This window comes from Noviherbaspirillum suwonense (assembly GCF_900182955.1).
In the GTDB taxonomy this organism is placed as follows: Bacteria; Pseudomonadota; Gammaproteobacteria; order Burkholderiales; family Burkholderiaceae_D; genus Noviherbaspirillum_A; species Noviherbaspirillum_A suwonense.
On sequence record NZ_FXUL01000001.1, the window covers coordinates 599,235 to 617,735 of the forward strand.

At 65.9% G+C, this 18,501-nt stretch carries 14 protein-coding genes; 8 read left to right on the forward strand and 6 right to left on the reverse strand.

The window, feature by feature from the left end; genetic code table 11:
- Positions 1 to 42: 42 nt before the first annotated feature.
- The 6 genes from QOL82_RS02770 to QOL82_RS02795 all read left to right on the forward strand — a co-directional run bounded on the left by QOL82_RS02770 (position 43) and on the right by QOL82_RS02795 (position 6,536).
- Positions 43 to 1,122 carry a transglutaminase-like domain-containing protein gene (locus QOL82_RS02770; RefSeq protein WP_283440691.1) on the forward strand — a complete coding sequence of 360 codons (1,080 nt, stop codon included), beginning with the start codon at positions 43 to 45 and terminating at the stop codon, positions 1,120 to 1,122.
- 24 nt (positions 1,123 to 1,146) lie between these two features.
- Positions 1,147 to 1,674, forward strand: coding sequence for a TlpA disulfide reductase family protein (locus tag QOL82_RS02775; RefSeq protein WP_283440692.1), 528 nt, complete (start codon positions 1,147 to 1,149; stop codon positions 1,672 to 1,674).
- A 16-nt stretch (positions 1,675 to 1,690) separates the two neighbouring features.
- Positions 1,691 to 2,632 (forward strand): L-histidine N(alpha)-methyltransferase, encoded by a 942-nt coding sequence (egtD, locus tag QOL82_RS02780; protein WP_283440693.1) that lies wholly within the window; start codon positions 1,691 to 1,693, stop codon positions 2,630 to 2,632.
- A 21-nt stretch (positions 2,633 to 2,653) separates the two neighbouring features.
- Positions 2,654 to 3,907 carry an ergothioneine biosynthesis protein EgtB gene (gene egtB, locus QOL82_RS02785; protein WP_283440694.1) on the forward strand — a complete coding sequence of 418 codons (1,254 nt, stop codon included), beginning with the start codon at positions 2,654 to 2,656 and terminating at the stop codon, positions 3,905 to 3,907.
- A gap of 38 nt (positions 3,908 to 3,945) precedes the next feature.
- The gene (locus QOL82_RS02790) at positions 3,946 to 4,305 is read left to right on the forward strand and encodes an aminoacyl-tRNA synthetase (RefSeq protein ID WP_283440695.1); all 360 of its coding nucleotides are present in this window, start codon (positions 3,946 to 3,948) and stop codon (positions 4,303 to 4,305) included.
- A gap of 1,145 nt (positions 4,306 to 5,450) precedes the next feature.
- The gene (locus tag QOL82_RS02795) at positions 5,451 to 6,536 is read left to right on the forward strand and encodes a type II asparaginase (RefSeq protein WP_283440696.1); all 1,086 of its coding nucleotides are present in this window, start codon (positions 5,451 to 5,453) and stop codon (positions 6,534 to 6,536) included.
- 123 nt (positions 6,537 to 6,659) lie between these two features.
- Here QOL82_RS02795 and QOL82_RS02800 read toward each other — a convergent pair whose 3' ends face one another.
- Genes QOL82_RS02800 through QOL82_RS02815 form a run of 4 tightly spaced genes read right to left on the reverse strand, consistent with a single transcriptional unit; the run spans position 6,660 to position 9,196 of the window.
- Positions 6,660 to 6,935 carry a DUF5985 family protein gene (locus QOL82_RS02800; RefSeq protein WP_283440697.1) on the reverse strand — a complete coding sequence of 92 codons (276 nt, stop codon included), beginning with the start codon at positions 6,933 to 6,935 and terminating at the stop codon, positions 6,660 to 6,662.
- Positions 6,928 to 7,185: a DUF5985 family protein gene (locus tag QOL82_RS02805; protein WP_283440698.1), complete on the reverse strand. Its 258-nt coding sequence runs from the start codon at positions 7,183 to 7,185 to the stop codon at positions 6,928 to 6,930. The genes QOL82_RS02800 and QOL82_RS02805 overlap by 8 nt, the downstream gene beginning before the upstream one ends.
- On the reverse strand, positions 7,182 to 7,574 hold the full coding sequence (locus QOL82_RS02810) for a hypothetical protein (protein WP_283440699.1): 393 nt from the start codon (positions 7,572 to 7,574) through the stop codon (positions 7,182 to 7,184). Before QOL82_RS02810 ends, QOL82_RS02805 begins: the two co-directional genes overlap by 4 nt.
- On the reverse strand, positions 7,571 to 9,196 hold the full coding sequence (locus tag QOL82_RS02815) for a response regulator (protein ID WP_283440700.1): 1,626 nt from the start codon (positions 9,194 to 9,196) through the stop codon (positions 7,571 to 7,573). Before QOL82_RS02815 ends, QOL82_RS02810 begins: the two co-directional genes overlap by 4 nt.
- Positions 9,197 to 9,480: 284 nt before the next feature.
- On the opposite strand from QOL82_RS02815, the gene QOL82_RS02825 reads away from it, so the two are divergent.
- Complete coding sequence (locus tag QOL82_RS02825) at positions 9,481 to 16,296, forward strand: HAMP domain-containing protein (RefSeq protein WP_430438423.1); 6,816 nt, start codon at positions 9,481 to 9,483, stop codon at positions 16,294 to 16,296.
- Positions 16,293 to 17,141: a CheR family methyltransferase gene (locus QOL82_RS02830; protein ID WP_283440701.1), complete on the forward strand. Its 849-nt coding sequence runs from the start codon at positions 16,293 to 16,295 to the stop codon at positions 17,139 to 17,141. Before QOL82_RS02825 ends, QOL82_RS02830 begins: the two co-directional genes overlap by 4 nt.
- Before the next feature lie 114 nt (positions 17,142 to 17,255).
- Here QOL82_RS02830 and QOL82_RS02835 read toward each other — a convergent pair whose 3' ends face one another.
- Together QOL82_RS02835 and QOL82_RS02840 are read right to left on the reverse strand one after the other, a co-directional pair.
- Positions 17,256 to 17,816 carry a hypothetical protein gene (locus QOL82_RS02835; protein ID WP_283440702.1) on the reverse strand — a complete coding sequence of 187 codons (561 nt, stop codon included), beginning with the start codon at positions 17,814 to 17,816 and terminating at the stop codon, positions 17,256 to 17,258.
- 7 nt (positions 17,817 to 17,823) lie between these two features.
- On the reverse strand, positions 17,824 to 18,318 hold the full coding sequence (locus tag QOL82_RS02840; RefSeq protein WP_283440703.1) for a hypothetical protein: 495 nt from the start codon (positions 18,316 to 18,318) through the stop codon (positions 17,824 to 17,826).
- Positions 18,319 to 18,501: the final 183 nt, after the last annotated feature.

Consider the following 18,501-nt stretch of genomic DNA (forward strand, 5'->3'; position numbering starts at 1 on the left):
CGGCCTTTCCCCTTTTTATTGAGCATGATTCCTGGAGATAGCATGGACAGACGTTCCTTTTTGAAAACCACCGCCGCCCTGTCGGCCGCCGGCATGGCGCCACTCGGTTTCGCCGCGGACGAAAAGGAGAAGTGGCGCACGTTCGAGGTCACGACCCGGGTTGAATTGCTGGAGGGCGCGCCCGCGCGCATCTGGATCCCGGTGCCGACCGTCAACACCGATTACCAGAAGGTGATCAGCACCACGTTCAATGCGCCTTCCGGCCAGGCCCAGCTGGTGCAGGACCCGGTCTATGGCGCCGGCATCGTCGCCGCCGAATTCGGCAGCGGCCAGAAGCCGGTGGTCGAGGCGGTCACCCGCTTCGCCACCCGCGACCGCGCCGCCGACCTGAGCGCGCCGTCCGACCGCGCGGTGCTGGCCGAGGCCGACCGCGCCAAATACCTCGCCGCCACCGAGCTGCTGCCGACCGACGGCATCGTGCGGAAGACCGCGCAGGAAATCACCAGGGGTTCGCGCAACGACCTCGAACGCGCCCATGCGGTGTACGAATGGATCGTCGAGAACACCCAGCGCGACCCCAAGGTGCGCGGCTGCGGCGTCGGCGACATCAAGACCATGCTGGAGACCAACAACCTCGGCGGCAAGTGCGGCGACCTCAATGCGCTGTTCGTCGGCCTGATGCGCTCGGTCGGCGTGCCGTCGCGCGACGTCTACGGCATCCGCGTGGCCGACTCGAAGCTGGGCTACAAGTCGCTCGGCAAGTCCGGCGACATCACCAAGGCCCAGCATTGCCGCGCCGAATTCTGGCTGGCGGGCTACGGCTGGGTGCCGGTCGACCCTGCCGACGTGCGCAAGGTGGTGCTGGAGGAGAGCGGCGGCCTGCCGCTGTCCGACGCCAAGGTCGAGGCGGCCCGCAAGCGCCTGTTCGGCTCGTGGGAAATGAACTGGCTGGCCTACAACTATGCGCATGACGTGAAGCTGCCGGGCGCCGCGCGCGGGCCGGTCGGCTTCTTCATGTACCCGAATGCCGAAGTGGTGGGCCAGGGCAAGGTGTCGCGCATCGACAGCCTCGACCCGGAAAATTTCCGCTACACCATCACGTCGCGTGAATTGCTTGTTTGACCGCATGCCGGGGCGAATTCAAAGATGATGAAATACCATCCTTTGCCTGCTTTCCTGTCCGCGTGCGCGGTGTCGGCCTGCCTGTTCGGCGGCCATGCGCAGGCGGCCAGCTGGAAAGCCTTTTCGGCCGAGGGCGGCCAGGCGCCGGCGCCGCTGGTGCTGCCCGACCTGGCCGGCCGCGACGTCGACCTGTCCGCATTCAAGGGCGAGGTGGTGCTGGTGAATTTCTGGGCGACCTGGTGCGAGCCGTGTCGCGAGGAAATGCCGTCGCTGCAGCGCCTGCAGCAGAAGCTGGGCGGCAGGGGGCTGCGCGTGCTGGCGGTGAATGTCGGCGAAGGCGTGCCGCGCATAAAGCAGTTCCTGGAGCGCACCCCGGTGTCGCTGACCATGCTGCGCGACGCCGACTCGGACGTGATGAAGGCATGGCGGGTGCGCATGCTGCCGGCCAGTTTCCTGGTCGACCGCCACGGCATGCTGCGCTACCAGATCGTCGGCGAAGCCGACTACGACGACCCGGCGCAGCAGGCGCCGGTGCTTGAACTCTTGAAATAAGAACGGAACCCCGACATTGGCCGACAACCTCCAACGCAGCGACACCGAAACCAATGTCATCCGCGATGAACTGATCGCCGGCCTGACGGCGCCGCGCGCGACCACCTCGCCCAAATACCTGTACGACGCGCTCGGCTCCAAGCTGTTCGAAGCCATCTGCGAGCTGCCCGAGTACTACCCGACCCGCACCGAAGCGGCCATCTTCGAGCGCCACGGCGCCGAGATCGCATCGTCGGTCGGCGCCGGCGCCACGCTGATCGACCTCGGCGCCGGCAACTGCGCGAAGGCGGCGCGGCTGTTCCCGTCGCTGGCGCCGTCGCAATACGTGCCGATCGATATATCGGCGGATTTCCTGAAGGCGGCCGTGGCCCAGCTGGAGCGGCAGTTTCCGGATATCCGCATGCTGGCGCTGGGCATGGACTTTTCATCGACGCTCGACCTGCCGCCGGCGGTGTCGGACGCGCGGCGGCTGTTCTTCTACCCGGGCTCGTCGATCGGCAATTTCCACCCGGGCGAGGCGCTGGCCTTCCTGCGCCGGTTGCGCCAGGCCGACGGCGACCTGCTGATCGGCGTCGACCTCGTCAAGGACCGCGCGGTGCTGGACGCCGCCTACGACGATGCGCTGGGCGTGACCGCGAGCTTCAACCTGAACCTGCTGCATCACCTGAACCGCCTGCTGGGCGCGGACTTCAACCTGCGCGAGTGGAAGCACCGCGGCTTCTTCAACCCGGAACTGAGCCGGATCGAGATGCACTTGGAGGCGCGGCGCGACCTCACCGTGCGCTGGAACGGCGGCGTGCGGCGCTTCGGCGAAGGCGAGCGCATCCACACCGAAAACAGCTACAAGTACACCCCGGACAGCTTTGCCGGCCTGCTGCAGGAGGCCGGTTTTCACCTGGCGCAGCGATGGACCGACGAACGCGGCTGGTTCATGGTCTGCCATGCGCGGCGCGGCTGAGGCCCTGGAAAGGAACACACGATGAATGACAATGTCGCAGATGCAGCCATCGCAGGCGCCGCGCTGCAGCAGCGCTTCGACGCGGTGCGCCGGCGCTCGGTCAGCCTGGCCGAGCCGCTGTCGGAAGAAGACTGCTGCGTGCAGTCGATGCCGGACGCCAGCCCGGTCAAGTGGCACCTGGCGCACACGACCTGGTTTTTCGAGACCTTCATCCTGGAACGCCACGAGCCCGGCTTCGCGCCGCATCATCCGGCATTCCGGATGCTCTACAACTCCTATTACAACGGCGTCGGCGAGAAGCATGCGCGGGCGCAGCGCGGCCTGATCACGCGGCCCTCGTTCGATGAAGTGCTGTCCTACCGGCATGCGGTCGATGCCCGCATCGGCGCGCTGCTGCGGCAGGGCGACGAGGCGGTGGCGATGCTTGTGGACCTGGGCCTGCATCATGAACAGCAGCACCAGGAGCTGCTGCTGACCGACGTCAAGCACCTGCTGTCGATGAACCCGCTCTATCCGGCCTATGCCGCCGGCCCGCTGCCGGCCATGCCCGCCGCCAGGCCCCAGCGCTGGCAGGCTGTCGACGCCGGCGTGGTCGAGATCGGCCATGACGGCGACGGCTACAGCTTCGACAACGAGCTGCCGCGGCACCGCCAGTTCGTCGAGCCGTATGCGCTGGCGTCCCGCCTCTCGACCAACGGCGAGTACCTGGCCTTCGTGCAGGCCGGCGGCTACCGCGACCCGGCATACTGGCTCTCGGAGGGCTGGGACTGGGCACGCAACAACGGCCTTGCCAGTCCGCTGTACTGGCACGAGCAAGACGGCCAGTGGCACGAGTTCACGCTGCACGGCCTGCAGCCGCTCGACCTGAACCGCCCGGTCACCCACCTGTCGTATTTCGAAGCCGACGCCTTTGCCCGCTGGTCCGGCGCGCGGCTGCCGACCGAGGCGGAATGGGAACATGCAGCCGGCGACGCGCGCGACGACGCCGCGCGCAGCCTGCATCCGGGCGGCCATGCCGATGCCGACGGCCTGTGCCAGCTCTTCGGCGCCTGCTGGCAATGGACGTCGAGCAGCTATGCCCCTTACCCCGGTTATGCGCCGCAGCCGGGCGCGCTGGGCGAGTACAACGGCAAGTTCATGTCCAACCAGTACGTGCTGCGCGGTTCGTCCTGCGCGACCCCGGCCGGGCATGCGCGGCCGACCTACCGCAACTTCTTTCCCGCGTCTGCGCGGTGGCAGTTCAGTGGCGTGCGGCTGGCGCGTTCGCTGGGCTGAATGCGGCCTGAATCATCGATGGAGGTGGTGTGATGCGCATGAGCGATGAGGAATATTTTCGCAGCTGTGTGGCGAGGGAGCGGCAGCTGGCGCACCTGCTGGGGCACAAGGTGGAGGAGTTCTACGAGGATGCGGGGACATTGTGGGATGGGACGGTTGCCATGCCCAAGTGGACGCGGAATTGGGCGGCTTGCGGGCCGTTGATCGCGGAGTATGAAATTGATGTGCGCTTTGAGCGCGAGGGGGGGGTGGGGCATGGACATGGGCATGGGCATTGCATCCATGCGGGTGCTGTGACGGTGCAGGTTTCGGATCATCCGGATCGGCAGCATGCGTTGATGTATGCGGTGGTGAAGGCGGTGGTCCACTTGCTGGAGCATGGCGGGAAGAAGCGGTAAGGGGGTGCGGTGTGCCCCGCGCGGCGACCGTTGCGGTTGCAGTTAGCTCTGCGCAGCGACCGTTGCTGTTGACGTTCCGCGCAGCGACAGTTGCAGTGGCTTGTGAACTGGCGCCGTTGCAGCTGTGGCCGTTGCAGTTGCCGTTGCCGTTGCAGTTGCGGTTGCCTTTGAAGTGGCCGTTGCCGTTGTAGTGAATCCCCGTTAGATGGCGACGCGTCGCCAGTGCCTGAAACGGATAAAGAAGCGTCCGCTGTCTGAGCGAAGCGAGTTTCGGACGCTTCCCGTTTCAGGTGCTGGCGGCGCGTGCAGTCCGCGCAGCGGACCGCCATCGTAGGGGTCGCCTTTTTTGCCCCACTTTTTTGGCGAAGCAAAAAAGCGGGTCGGCTGCCGGGCCGAACACCCGGCTACTCCCCACGGCAGTGAAGCCTCAATGTTTCACCCGTCAGCAGACGCAGCATCGTCGCCTTGCGCTGTGGCGCGTTCTCGTAACGTGCAGCCGTCGCAAACTGCAAAAGCGGCTTCGCGACGGTACGCCTGCTGGCGGATGAAGCAATACCGTCTGTCCTGCCGGACGACCTAGCCGGGAGTCCGTCCCGGCGGCCGGGTCACTTCTTTTGCTTCGCCAAAAGAAGTAACCAAGAAAAGGCGACCCCGGAGATGCCGCCCCGCTGCGCGGGGTGCCCACGCCGCTGGCACCGAAATCGGGAAGCGTCCGAAACTCGCTTCGCTCAGACAGCGGACGCTTCTTTATCCGATTTCGGCACCAGCGACGTGGCGTCATCAACGGGGATTCACTGCAACGGCCACTGCCAAGGCAACGGCCACTTCACAGACAACGGCAACGGCAACCGCAACGGCAACGGCAACCGTCGCTGCGCGGAGCTAACTGCAACTGCAACAGTCGCTGCGCGGAGCTAACCGCAATCCCAACCGCAACCGTCGCTGCGCGGCGCCACGATCGCCCTGCGAAACGGATGACCTTACGATTGGTCATAAGACGTGATGAACGCGGCATTACACTGTCCGCTGCGCTGAACCCGTGCTGCCCGCTCCCGGCCCAAGCCATGCAATGGCATCCCTTTTCCGAACCGGGCACATTGTCAATGCGCGCACCATCCCCGCCACCTAACCAACCGGAGTCCGCCATGTCGCCACATTTATATCGGCTACCAGCATTATTCCTCTACGCGCTGTTCCTAGCGCTAGCCCCCTTGGCCGCGGCCCAGCAAGCCGCCGCACCCCTCCCCAACGTACGGATCCTCGCCACCGGCGGCACCATCGCCGGCACCGGCGCAAGTTCCACCACCACGATCGGGTATACCGCAGCCAAGGTCGGCGTCGAGGCGCTGATTGCCGCGGTGCCGGAGCTGAAGAAAGTGGCGAACGTGAGCGGCGAGCAGGTGTTCCAGATCGCCAGCGAGAGCATGACCAATGCGCACTGGCTGACGCTGGCCAAGCGGGTCAATGCATTGCTGGCGCAGCCTGACGTGGACGGGATCGTCATTACCCATGGCACCGACACGATCGAGGAAACGGCGTATTTCCTGAACCTCGTGGTCAAGAGCAGGAAGCCGGTGGTGATCGTCGGTTCGATGCGGCCGTCGACGGCGATCAGCGCTGATGGGCCGATCAACCTGTATAACGCGGTCATCGTCGCCGGCAGCAAGGACGCGGTGGGCAAGGGCGTGCTGGTGGTGCTGAACGACCAGATCAACGGCGCGCGGGATGTGACGAAGGCCAACACGTCGACGCTGGACACGTTCCGTTCGCCGGAACTGGGGCTGCTAGGCTACATGCAGGACAACCGCGCGCACTTCTACCGGATGTCGACCCGCCGCCACACGCTGGAAACCGAGTTCGATGTGAGCGCGCTGGAGCAGTTGCCGGCGGTGGACGTGGTCTACAGCCATGCCAATGTGAGCCGGGTGGGCATCGACGCCTTCGTCAATGCCGGCGACATCGGCCTGGTGTATGCGGGCGTCGGCGACGGCAGCCTTGCCGCGCAGGTGCGGCCGGCGCTGACCGAGGCGCGGCGCAAGGGCGTGGTGATCGTGCGGTCGAGCCGGGTCGGGCAGGGCATCGTGGCGCGCAATGGCGAAGCCAATGACGATGAACTGGACTTCGTGGTCTCCGACACGCTGAACCCGCAGAAGGCGCGCATCCTGCTGATGCTGGCGCTGACCAAGACCCGCGATACCCGCGCGATACAGCAGATGTTCTATACCTATTGAACGCCGCGCCTGCGCCTGGCGCTCCGACAGGCGGCGGGTTAAAGGGTCGAACAGCTGAAGGACGCCGCGGATTCGAGCAGCGGCACGCCGCCATGCCGCGCCGCGCCGCGCGCGGTCACGGCGTCAGTCGCGCCGGCGGTTCTTGTCGATGATCGCGTACAGGATCAGCGCATAGGCCAGCAGGCGCACCATGTAATAGGCCGGCAGGTCCTCGCGCCAGGCCGGCAGTACGCCGAGCATTACCCGGTTGGCCGTCTCTATCCAGAAGGACAGGCCGAAGAGCAGGAAGAAACGGTCGCCGGTGACGCGCCAGAAGCGCATGAAGAAGCTGCCGATGACGAAGGACAGCGCCGCGATGGCGCCGATCACCAGGTGGCTCATGCCGTAGTAGTCAGTCATCTGTGATGAGTCCGTAGATCAGCGGCAGCAGCGCCACCAGCGAGGCGGCGAGGCGCAGCGGCAGCAGGTCGACATCCGGGAAGATCAGCTTGTCCAGCATCAGAAGCACATTCGACAGCGTGAGCCCGGTGAAGCACAGCGCGCTCCATAGCAGCAGCCGGTAGCGGCTGCGCAGGTAGCTGCGCCAGAGCAGCACCGCCGACAGCAGGGACGTCAGCGCGCACAGGCCGTAGATGACGGAAGCGATCATGGTTTTTTCCTGTCCCATTTGAACGCATCGGCGAATTCCCGGATGCGGGAATGCCGGCGCAGGCTTGCGTGAATCATGTTGGTCACTTCGATCAGGTTCTGGCTGTAGTAGCGCTCCAGGCTGCCGATCAGCGTGTCCAGCTCAGCAGTGGAGGGCGCGTAGCGGTGGGACGCGCCGGCCGCAGGCTCGACGGCGCAGATGCGCGCGACGGCCAGGTCGCCCAGGATGCCCGCGGTGCGCTCGACCGGCAGGTAGAGCCGCTGCGCAAGCCGCGGCGCGTCCCACGAGGCGCCGCTGCCGCGTATCAGCAGGATGGCTTCCAGGTGCGGAATCGATGGAATCGAGAAGATCAGCCGGCGCAGATCTTCTGTCAGAACCTCCGGCGTCATCCAATGACGGGCGCCTTGCGGCAGGATGCAATGACTTCGCGCAGGCGTTCCGGCGGCACCGGCTTGACCAGGTGCAGGTCGAAGCCGGCCTGCAGCGCCCGCTGCTGGTCTTCATACAGGCCGTAGCCGGTCAGCGCGACCAGGCGCATGCCCCTGGTGGCCGGCGTGGCGCGCAGGCGCCGCGCGACTTCGTAGCCATCCATGCCGGGCAGGCCGAGGTCGACCAGCGCAATGTCGGGCAAGTGCGTGCAGGCAGCCTCCAGTCCCGCGGCGCCGTCGGCCGCCTGCAGCACGCGGATACCGAAGGAGTCGAGCAGCATGACCATCATTTCCCGGCCGTCTTCATTGTCCTCGACGATCAGCGCGCAGCAGTCCGCCTGCGCTGCGTCGGCAAGGGCGGTCGAAGGCGCGGGCGCGGCGCTCGGCGCCCTGGCTTCGGGCAGGCGCAGCACGAAGCGGCTGCCCTTGCCGGCGCCGTCGCTGAACGCGGCGATGCTGCCGTCGTGCAGGCCGACCAGCTGGTGCACCAGCGCCAGGCCGATGCCCATGCCGCCCTGCGCCCGGTCCAGCGAACTCTCGCCCTGGACGAACACGTCGAACACGTGCGGCAGCAGTTCGGGCGCAATGCCGACGCCGCTGTCGCGCACTTCCAGCAGCGCGTCGCCGCCGTCGACGCCGGCGGCGATCTCGACCACGCCGCCGGGCGCGGTGTACTTGAAGGCATTGTCGAGCAGGTTGATGATGATCTGTTCGACCCGCGTCGGGTCGGCGTCGACCCAGGCCGGCGCGCTTTCCAGGCGCACCGTGTAGTCGCGGGTGCGGCCGGTCGCGCTCAGGGTTTCCATGCAGGTCGCCAGCAGCGCCGACAGGTCGAAGCGCTTGCGTTCCAGCAGGATCTTGCCCGACATGACGCGGCCCAGGTCCAGCAGGTCGTCGACGATATGGCTCAGGTGCTGGCACTGGCGGCCGATGATGTGCTGGGCCCGCCGCGCGCTTTCCGGGCTGACGCCTTCCAGGCCGATCAGGGTGGCCGCGCTGCTGATGGCCGAAAGCGGGTTGCGCAATTCATGCCCCAGCATCGCCAGGAATTCATCCTTGGCCCGGTTCTGCAGCACCGCCGCTTCCCTTTCGCGCTTTTCCTGCTCCAGCCGCTCGTTGAGCGCGGACAGTTCGAGGGTGCGGGTGCGCAGCGCTTCCGCATGGCTCTGCAGCTCCAGGGTCTTGCGGGCCATGGCGACGAACACGCCGACCTTGGCCTGCAGCATCTGCGGTATCACCGGCGTGAACAGGTAGTCGACCGCGCCTTTCTCATAGCCCTTCAGCCGGTGCATCTCGTCGGCCAGGTAAGCGGTGATGAAAATGATCGGGATGGCCGCCGAGCGCGGTCGCGAATGGATCGCCTCGGCGGTCTCGAAGCCGTCCATGCCGGGCATGTTGACGTCCAGCAGAATCACCGCGAATTCATGCTGCAGCACCTGGCGCAGCGCTTCCTCGCCGGACCGGGCGGTCAGCACGGCGCAGCCGTTGTCCTCGGCCCAGCGCGACAGCAGGCTGGCGAGTGCGAACAGGCTCGCGGGGTCGTCATTGACGATCAGGATCTTGGGCGTATCGGTTTTCTGCACGTTTCTGCCATAAATAAGGTGCCGCGACCGCCGGAGGGCTGTCCCTCCGATGCCGCCGCGGCGCTGTTGCCCGAAGCAGTTAACTTGCGCTGGAAATTCCGCCGCGCTCCTGCGTTGCGGCGGACCGGATAGCAAACTTCTTGGATTTCTATTGAATTGCTATATAGAAATTCGTGTGCGGTATTCGATATGTTTGAATCATAAGTTTTTTGGGGGCAACAAATCGCTTGCAAGGCTATCAGTGCCATTGGAGAATGTCAAAACCAATTGGAGACCAATCTGACATGCACGCGCTTACGGAATTCCCGAACGACCTTGATAAAAAGCTGTTGCTGGCTGCGCTGACCGCGCTGAAAAAGGGCGACTTTTCTGTCCGCATGCCGACCGACCTGACCGGTCTGGACGGCAAGATCGCCGATACGCTGAACGACATCATCGAGAACAGCGAACTGATGGCGCAGGAAATCGCCAGCGTCAGCCAGACAGTGGGCCGGGAAGGGCGGCTGCTGCAGCGGGCCACGCCCGGCACGGTCTCCGGGGGCTGGGGCACCATCGTCAATTCCGTCAACACGCTGATCGACGACCTGGTGCGGCCGACCACGGAAATGGCGCGGGTCATCGGCGCGGTGGCCAAGGGCGACCTGTCGCAGACGATGGCGCTGGATGTGGACGGCCGGCCGCTGGAAGGCCAGTTCCTGCGCGCCGCCACCACCGCCAATACGATGGTGGACCAGCTCAGCTCATTCGCCTCCGAGGTGACCCGCGTGGCGCGCGAGGTCGGCACCGAGGGCAAGCTCGGCGGCCAGGCCAACGTGCCCGGCGTTGCAGGCACCTGGAAAGACCTGACCGACTCGGTGAACTCGATGGCGGGCAACCTGACCTCGCAGGTGAGGAACATCGCGGACGTGACCACGGCGGTGGCGAACGGCGACCTGTCGAAGAAGATCACGGTGGACGTGCGCGGCGAGATCCTGCAGCTGAAGGACACGATCAACACGATGGTGGACCAGCTGCGTTCGTTCGCGTCGGAAGTGACCCGCGTGGCGAGGGAGGTCGGCACCGAGGGCAAGCTAGGCGGCCAGGCGTATGTGCCGGGCGTCGGCGGCACCTGGAAGGATTTGACGGACAACGTGAACTTCATGGCGTCGAACCTGACGGGCCAGGTCCGCAACATCGCGGAAGTAACGACCGCCGTCGCAAACGGCGACCTGTCGAAGAAAATCGCGGCCGATGCCCGCGGCGAGATCCTGCAGCTCAAGGAAACCATCAACGTGATGGTGGACCAGTTGAGCTCGTTTGCATCCGAGGTGACCCGTGTCGCGCGTGAAGTAGGCACCGAGGGCAAGCTGGGCGGCCAGGCGCAGGTGAAGGGCGTCGCCGGCACCTGGAAGGACCTGACCGATTCGGTGAACTCGATGGCGGGTAACCTGACCGGGCAGGTGCGTAATATCGCCGACGTGACCACCGCGGTGGCGAACGGCGACCTGTCGAAGAAGATTACCGCGGACGCGAAAGGCGAGATCCTTGAACTGAAGGACACCATCAACGTGATGGTGGACCAGCTCAGCTCGTTCGCGTCGGAAGTGACCCGCGTTGCGCGCGAAGTCGGCACCGAAGGCAAGCTCGGCGGACAGGCAAACGTGCCGGGCGTTGCGGGCACGTGGAAGGATTTGACCGACTCGGTGAACTCGATGGCGGGTAACCTGACCGGGCAGGTGCGTAATATCGCCGACGTAACCACCGCTGTTGCGAACGGCGATTTGTCGAAGAAGATTACCGCTGACGCCAAGGGCGAGATCCTCGAACTGAAGAACACCATCAACGTGATGGTGGACCAGCTCAGCTCGTTCGCATCCGAAGTGACCCGTGTCGCACGCGAGGTCGGCACCGAGGGCAAGCTGGGCGGCCAGGCGCAGGTGAAGGGCGTGGGCGGCACCTGGAAAGACCTGACCGACAACGTGAACTTCATGGCGTCGAACCTGACCGGGCAGGTGCGTAACATCGCGGACGTAACGACCGCGGTGGCGAACGGCGACCTGTCGAAGAAGATCACCGTTGACGTGAAGGGCGAGATCCTCGAACTGAAGGACACCATCAACGTGATGGTGGATCAGCTCAGCTCGTTTGCGTCCGAGGTGACCCGTGTCGCACGCGAGGTCGGCACCGAGGGCGAGCTGGGCGGGCAGGCGAACGTGCCGGGCGTTGCCGGCACCTGGAAGGACCTGACCGACTCGGTGAACTCGATGGCGGGTAACCTGACCGGGCAGGTGCGTAATATCGCGGACGTGACCACCGCCGTGGCGAACGGCGACCTGTCGAAGAAGATTACCGCCGATGCGAAAGGCGAGATTCTCGAACTGAAGAACACCATCAACGTGATGGTGGACCAGCTCAGCTCGTTCGCATCCGAGGTGACCCGCGTTGCGCGCGAGGTCGGCACCGAGGGCAAGCTGGGCGGCCAGGCCAATGTGCCGGGCGTTGCCGGCACCTGGAAGGACCTGACCGATAACGTGAACTCGATGGCCGGCAACCTGACCGGGCAGGTGAGGAACATCGCGGACGTGACCACCGCGGTGGCGAACGGCGACCTGTCGAAGAAGATTACCGCCGACGCGAAGGGCGAGATCCTTGAGCTGAAGGATACGATCAACACGATGGTGGACCAGTTGCGTTCCTTCGCCTCCGAGGTGACCCGCGTCGCGCGCGAGGTGGGCACCGAAGGCGAGCTGGGCGGACAGGCAAACGTGCCCGGCGTTGCGGGCACCTGGAAGGACCTGACCGACTCGGTGAACTCGATGGCGGGTAACCTGACCGGGCAGGTGCGTAACATCGCGGACGTGACGACCGCCGTGGCGAACGGCGACCTGTCGAAGAAAATTACCGCGGACGCGAAGGGCGAGATTTTGCAGCTGAAAAACACCATCAACGTGATGGTGGACCAGCTGAGTTCGTTCGCGTCGGAAGTGACCCGCGTTGCACGTGAAGTCGGCACCGAGGGCAAGCTCGGCGGCCAGGCGCAGGTGAAGGGCGTCGGCGGCACATGGAAGGATTTGACGGACAACGTGAACTTCATGGCGTCCAACCTGACCGGGCAGGTGCGTAACATTGCCGAGGTGACGACCGCTGTTGCAAACGGCGACCTGTCGAAGAAGATCACCGCCGACGTGAAGGGCGAGATCCTGGAACTGAAGGACACCATCAACGTGATGGTGGACCAGCTGAGTTCCTTCGCCTCCGAAGTGACTCGCGTGGCGCGTGAAGTGGGTACCGAGGGCAAGCTCGGCGGCCAGGCCAACGTGCCCGGCGTTGCCGGCACCTGGAAGGACCTGACCGACTCGGTGAACTCGATGGCGGGCAACCTGACCTCGCAGGTGAGGAACATCGCGGACGTGACCACGGCGGTGGCGAACGGCGACCTGTCGAAGAAGATCACGGTGGACGTGCGCGGCGAGATTTTGCAGCTGAAGGACACGATCAACACGATGGTGGACCAGCTGCGTTCGTTCGCGTCGGAAGTGACCCGCGTCGCGAGGGAGGTCGGCACCGAGGGCCGGCTGGGCGGACAGGCGAACGTGCCAGGCGCGTCCGGCACCTGGAAGGATTTGACCGACAACGTGAACTTCATGGCGTCGAACCTGACGGGCCAGGTGAGGAACATCGCCGAGGTGACGACGGCCGTGGCAAACGGCGACCTGTCGAAGAAGATCACCGTGGACGTGAAGGGCGAGATTCTTGAACTGAAGGACACCATCAACGTGATGGTGGACCAGCTGAGTTCGTTTGCATCCGAGGTGACCCGCGTTGCGCGTGAAGTGGGCACCGAGGGCAAGCTGGGCGGCCAGGCGCAGGTGAAGGGCGTCGGCGGCACCTGGAAGGACCTGACCGAGAACGTGAACTTCATGGCGGCCAACCTGACGGCGCAGGTGCGCGGCATTGCCGGCGTGGTGACTGCGGTCGCGAAGGGCGACCTGAAAAAGAAACTGACCGTTGCGGCGCAGGGCGAGATCGCGGCGCTGGCCAACACGATCAACGAGATGACCGACACGCTGGCGGTGTTCGCCGACCAGGTGACGACCGTGGCGCGCGAGGTCGGCGTCGAGGGCAAGCTGGGCGGGCAGGCCAGCGTGCCGGGCGCATCCGGCACCTGGAAGGACCTGACCGAGAACGTCAACCAGCTTGCGGCCAACCTGACCACGCAGGTGCGCGCGATTGCCGAGGTGGCGACCGCGGTGACCCGCGGCGACTTGTCGCGCTCGATCCAGGTCGAGGCGCGCGGCGAGGTGTCCGACCTGAAGGACAACATCAACGAGATGATCCGCAACCTGAAGGAGACCACGCAGAAGAATGCCGAGCAGGACTGGCTGAAAACCAACCTGGCCCAGTTCACGCGCCTGCTGCAGGGCCAGCGCGACCTGGAAGCGGTGACCCGGCTGATCCTGTCCGAGCTGGCGCCGCTGGTGTCGGCGCATCATGGCGTGTTCTACATGATGGACGCGCAGACCGCGCCGGCGCGGCTGCAGATGATCGCCAGCTATGGCTACCGTTCCAGCCGCAAGCTGCCGACATCCTTCGGACCCGGCGAGGGCCTGGTCGGGCAGTGCGCGGTCGAGAAGCGCCGCATCTGGCTGACCAACGTGCCGCGCGACTATATCCAGATCTCGTCGGGGCTGGGCGCGGCGCCGCCGTCCAACATCGTCGTGCTGCCCATCCTGTTCGAGCAGCAGGTCAAGGCGGTCATCGAGATCGCGTCGCTGGACCGCTTCACCGACACCCACCTGTCCTTCCTCGACCAGCTGATGGAATCCATCGGCGTGGTGCTCAACACCATCGAGGCCAACAGCCGCACCGAGAGCCTGCTGACGCAGTCGCAGCGGCTGGCGCAGGAACTGCAGCAGACCAATATGGAGCTGGCGGAGAAGGCCCGGCTGCTGTCCGACCAGAACATCGAGGTCGAGCGCAAGAACCGCGAGGTCGAGCAGGCCAAGCTGGCGCTGGAAGACAAGGCGACGCAGCTGGCGCTGTCGTCGAAGTACAAGTCCGAGTTCCTGGCCAACATGTCGCATGAATTGCGCACGCCGCTGAACAGCCTGCTGATCTTGGCGCAGCAGCTGCGCGACAACCCGCAGGGCAACCTGTCGATCAGCGAGGTCGAGTATGCCCGCACCATCCACGGCTCGGGCACCGACCTGCTGACGCTGATCAACGACATCCTCGACCTGTCGAAGATCGAGTCCGGCACGGTGACGCTGGAGATGAGCGAATTCCGCTTCCCGCAGCTGGCCAACTTCGTCGAGCGCACCTTCCGCCACATGGCCGAGGCCAAGCAGATCAGCTTCGAGATCCAGCTCGATGCGCAATTGCCGTCGTCGCTGATGACCGACACCACGCGCCTGCAGCAGATCCTGAAGAACCTGCTGTCGAACGCGTTCAAGTTCACCGCCCGCGGCCAGGTCACGCTGCATATCGGCCTGGTCGATTCGGGCTGGAGCGCCGACCATCCGCTGCTGCGCAGCGCCGACGCGGTGCTGGCCTTCGCCGTCACCGACACCGGCGTCGGCATCCCGGCCGACAAGCTGCAGCTGATCTTCGAAGCCTTCCAGCAGGCCGACGGCAGCACCGCCCGCAAGTACGGCGGCACCGGGCTCGGCCTGTCGATCAGCCGCGAGCTGTCGCGGCTGCTGGGCGGCGAGATCCGCGTGACCAGCACGGTCGGCGCCGGCAGCACGTTCACGCTCTACCTGCCGTATGTCCGCAAGGGCTACCAGGAATTCGTCAACCTGCCGGCCGCCGCGCCGGCCATCGCGACCGACAACCTGCCGTCGCTGCGCCTGGCCGCGCAGGCCATCAGCGCCGCGCATGCCGCCGACAATGCCGCGATGCTGGTCGGCCACGACACCGGCGACGACAGGAACACCGTGGCGCCCGGCGACCCGGCGGTGCTGATCGTCGAGGACGACGGCGCCCATGCCCGGGGACTGCTCGACCTGGCCCGCGAAAAAGGCTTCAAGGGCATCGTCACCCACAGCGGCGACTCGGCGCTGACGCTGGCGCGCGACTACCAGCCGACCGCCATCGTGCTCGATATCGACCTGCCGGACACCGACGGCTTCACCGTGCTGGAACGGCTCAAGCGCGACCCGTCGACCCGGCATATCCCGGTGCATATCCTGTCGCGCATCGACGAGCGCGAGCGCGGTCTGCGGCAGGGCGCCATTTCCTACCTGGTCAAGCCGGTGCCGGCGGCGCGGCTGGACGAGGAGTTCAGCCGCATCCAGCAGTTCCTGGTGCGCAGCAAGCCCAGCCTGCTGGTGGTGGAGGACGACGAGGTGCAGCGTCGCCGCATCGTCGAGCTGATCGGCGCGGCCGACCTCGACATCACCGCGGTGGACTCCGGCGAGAAGGCGCTGGCGGCGCTGAAGGCCGGGCGCTTCGACTGCGCGGTGCTGGACCTGACGCTGCCCGACATCGACGGCTTCGCGCTGCTCGACGCGATCAGCGATGACGAGGACATGCGGCGCACGCCGATTGTGATCTACACCGCGCGCGACCTGAACCGCAAGGAAGTGGCGCGGCTGCGGCGGGTCGCCAAGACCATCGTCATCAAGGACGCCCGTTCGCCCGAGCGGCTGCTGGACGAGACGGCGCTGTTCCTGCACCGCTCGCCGGCGGCGCTGCCCGAGTTCCAGCGCAAGATGCTGGAGGAGGTGCATGCGGCGCAGAGCGGCCTGGCCGGCCGGCGCGTGCTGATCGTCGACGACGACCTGCGCAACATCTTCGCGCTGACGACCGCGCTGGAGCGGCAGGACATGGTGGTGTCGTTCGCCGAGAACGGCCGCGACGGCATCGAGCTGCTGCGTCAGGACCCGGCCATCGAGATCGTGCTGATGGACATCATGATGCCGGAGATGGATGGCTACGACACGATGCGCGCGATCCGCAACATCCCGCAGTTCAAGTCGCTGCCCATCATCACGCTGACCGCGAAGGCGATGAAGGGCGACCGCGACAAGTGCATCGCGGCCGGCGCATCGGACTACATCACCAAGCCGGTCGACATCGCGCAGCTGCTGTCGCTGATGCGCGTATGGCTGTCGCAATGAGCCAGGGCGCAATCGCCCGCAGCGCAGTCGAGGAGATCGAGGCCGACCTTTTGCTGGAGGCGCTGCACCGGCGCTTCGACGCCGACCTGCGGGCGCTGGAGCGGGCGCCGCTGCGCGAGCGCCTGCTTGCCTTCATGCGCGCGCGCGACCTGCCGTCGCTGTCGGTGCTGCAGGCGCAGGCGCTGCATGACGAAGCGACCGGCCTGGCGCTGGTGCGCTGCCTGTCGGTACGGCCGGTTGCGCTGTTCGACGACCCGGCGCGCATCGCCAGCCTGCGCCAGGCGCTGGGGCCGTGGCTGCGGTCCTGCCCGATGGCGCGGGTATGGGTGTCCGAATGCAGCGGCGCGGAGGACGTGTACACGCTCGCCATCCTGCTGCGCGAGGAAGGCTTCTACGACAAGACGCTGCTGTTCGCCACCTCGTCCAGCGAGGCGACGCTCGGCGCCGCCAGGCGCGGCCGCATCCCCGCCGCCGAGTTCGCGCGCTACCAGCAGAACTACCTGCGCTGCGGCGGCCGGCTGTCGCTGTCGGACTACCTCGAAGCCGAGCCGGATGAGGACGGCAACCTCGCCTTCCTGCCCGAACTGGGCCGCAACATCATCTGGGCGCAGTACAACCTCGCCACCGACGCCAGCTTCAACGAGTTCCAGCTCATCGTCTGCCGCGGCGCGCTGTCCGACCTGCGCCCGGCGCTCCGCCAGCGCGCGCTGGCGCTGTTCCACGAAAGCCTGGCCGTGTTCGGCTATCTCAGCATGCATCCCGGCGATGCGATGGTGCAGTTGCCCAACGACGTGGACTTCAGGGCGGTGCATGCGGAGTCGGGGCTGTACAGGCGGGTGGCGTAGGGCAGCAGGCAGGCCTGGCATGCAGTGCGCCTGGCGCATGCAAGCGCGTTGCATGCCAAGGTGTTGATGAAAGTGCCGCGGCGGCCCAGGAAGGCGTCGCCGGGTCGATGCATGCTACAGCGACTGCGCCGCGATCCTGGCCATGGCCGCGGCGATATTGTTCTTCGCCGCGCCTTCCGTTGCCAGCCGGACGCGCGTCACGCCGGCGAATGCTTCGCCGGGCGTGCTCGTGTGTTCCGACCGGATCCCTTCCTGCCAGACGACCTTGTCGGTCGCCATCCGTTTCAGCGTCCAGCCGACTTCCATGCTGACCGTCATCGCCATCCCGAACATCGGCTGGTGCAGCGCGAACACGTTTGCGGTCAGCAGGTAGTCGCCGCCATTGCCCTTGACGACCTGCGAGAACAGCCTGGACTCGCTGATCGCCTGGTTCAGCGCCGCTTCCAGCGCGGCATTGGAAATGCCCGGCCCATCCGCCGTCACGGCGCCGCCCGACACGTTCAGGCGCACGGTTTCCTGGAGTTTCCTGCTGACGGCGATGCCGGTCGGGACCATCCCTTCATGCGTCGGCGGCGACGCGCAGCCGCCAAGCAGGAACAGCGCCGCCAGCAGCGCGGCCACGCTCTTTTGCGCTGCGATGCGCGCGGCGAAGACGTGTGGCTTGATGATGTTCATGACGGCCTCAGCGCGCAGGTGCCGCTGATGCTGCTGCGGCCGCCGGCGCTTGCGCTGCGGCGGCCTTGGCCGGACTGAGCATGTTGCCCAGAACCTCGTCGACCATCTCGTCCGGCGACTTCCTGGTCAGGGACGTGTGGTAGGAATTCCCGACGGCCATCGGAAAGCTGGTGACCGGGTCGCGCAGGGTGACCGTGAGTTCGAGCATGTACATGGTGATGTCCCACATCCACCTGTCCACGTAGGACAGCGCTGCGTCGACCGGCTTGTCTGACTTGGGCGCGTCGCCTGTCGTCACGGTATAGCCGCGTTTTTCCAGGTTTGTCTTCAGGATCAGGTCGATCGCGCGATCGTCGCCCTTTTCCTTTTCGATATAGATGGTGCGCACCTTGCCCAGGTCCGCGCCTGGAGTCAGGGTCGCGGTGGCGCGATTCACCGCGCAGCCGGTGCTGAGAAAAACAACTGCGGCGAGAGCGGCGATGCCGGGAATCCTCTTGATCATGAAATGTCCTTTTTATGGTGGAGTGGATCTGGGGTGGGTGCTTCGGGTAAATCGGCCTGCGGTGCTCTGCCGGCAGTGCGTCGCTGGACCGGCGCGTTGAGTAACCTGAATGGCTCTGGCTATCCGGACGGCTTGCGGCCCCGCGCAACATTGACGGCATGTCCTGCATGCCTGGCGCCGGCT

Excerpts from the sequence above, each read along its gene's own strand:
- QOL82_RS02770 (WP_283440691.1), top strand. The coding sequence starts at position 43 with ATGGACAGACGTTCCTTTTTGAAAACCACCGCCGCCCTGTCGGCCGCC.
- QOL82_RS02775 (WP_283440692.1), top strand. The coding sequence starts at position 1,147 with ATGATGAAATACCATCCTTTGCCTGCTTTCCTGTCCGCGTGCGCGGTG.
- egtB (WP_283440694.1), top strand. The coding sequence starts at position 2,654 with ATGAATGACAATGTCGCAGATGCAGCCATCGCAGGCGCCGCGCTGCAG.
- QOL82_RS02790 (WP_283440695.1), top strand. The coding sequence starts at position 3,946 with ATGAGCGATGAGGAATATTTTCGCAGCTGTGTGGCGAGGGAGCGGCAG.
- QOL82_RS02795 (WP_283440696.1), top strand. The coding sequence starts at position 5,451 with ATGTCGCCACATTTATATCGGCTACCAGCATTATTCCTCTACGCGCTG.
- QOL82_RS02800 (WP_283440697.1), bottom strand. The coding sequence starts at position 6,935 with ATGACTGACTACTACGGCATGAGCCACCTGGTGATCGGCGCCATCGCG.
- QOL82_RS02805 (WP_283440698.1), bottom strand. The coding sequence starts at position 7,185 with ATGATCGCTTCCGTCATCTACGGCCTGTGCGCGCTGACGTCCCTGCTG.
- QOL82_RS02810 (WP_283440699.1), bottom strand. The coding sequence starts at position 7,574 with ATGACGCCGGAGGTTCTGACAGAAGATCTGCGCCGGCTGATCTTCTCG.
- QOL82_RS02825 (WP_430438423.1), top strand. The coding sequence starts at position 9,481 with ATGCACGCGCTTACGGAATTCCCGAACGACCTTGATAAAAAGCTGTTG.
- QOL82_RS02830 (WP_283440701.1), top strand. The coding sequence starts at position 16,293 with ATGAGCCAGGGCGCAATCGCCCGCAGCGCAGTCGAGGAGATCGAGGCC.
- QOL82_RS02835 (WP_283440702.1), bottom strand. The coding sequence starts at position 17,816 with ATGAACATCATCAAGCCACACGTCTTCGCCGCGCGCATCGCAGCGCAA.
- QOL82_RS02840 (WP_283440703.1), bottom strand. The coding sequence starts at position 18,318 with ATGATCAAGAGGATTCCCGGCATCGCCGCTCTCGCCGCAGTTGTTTTT.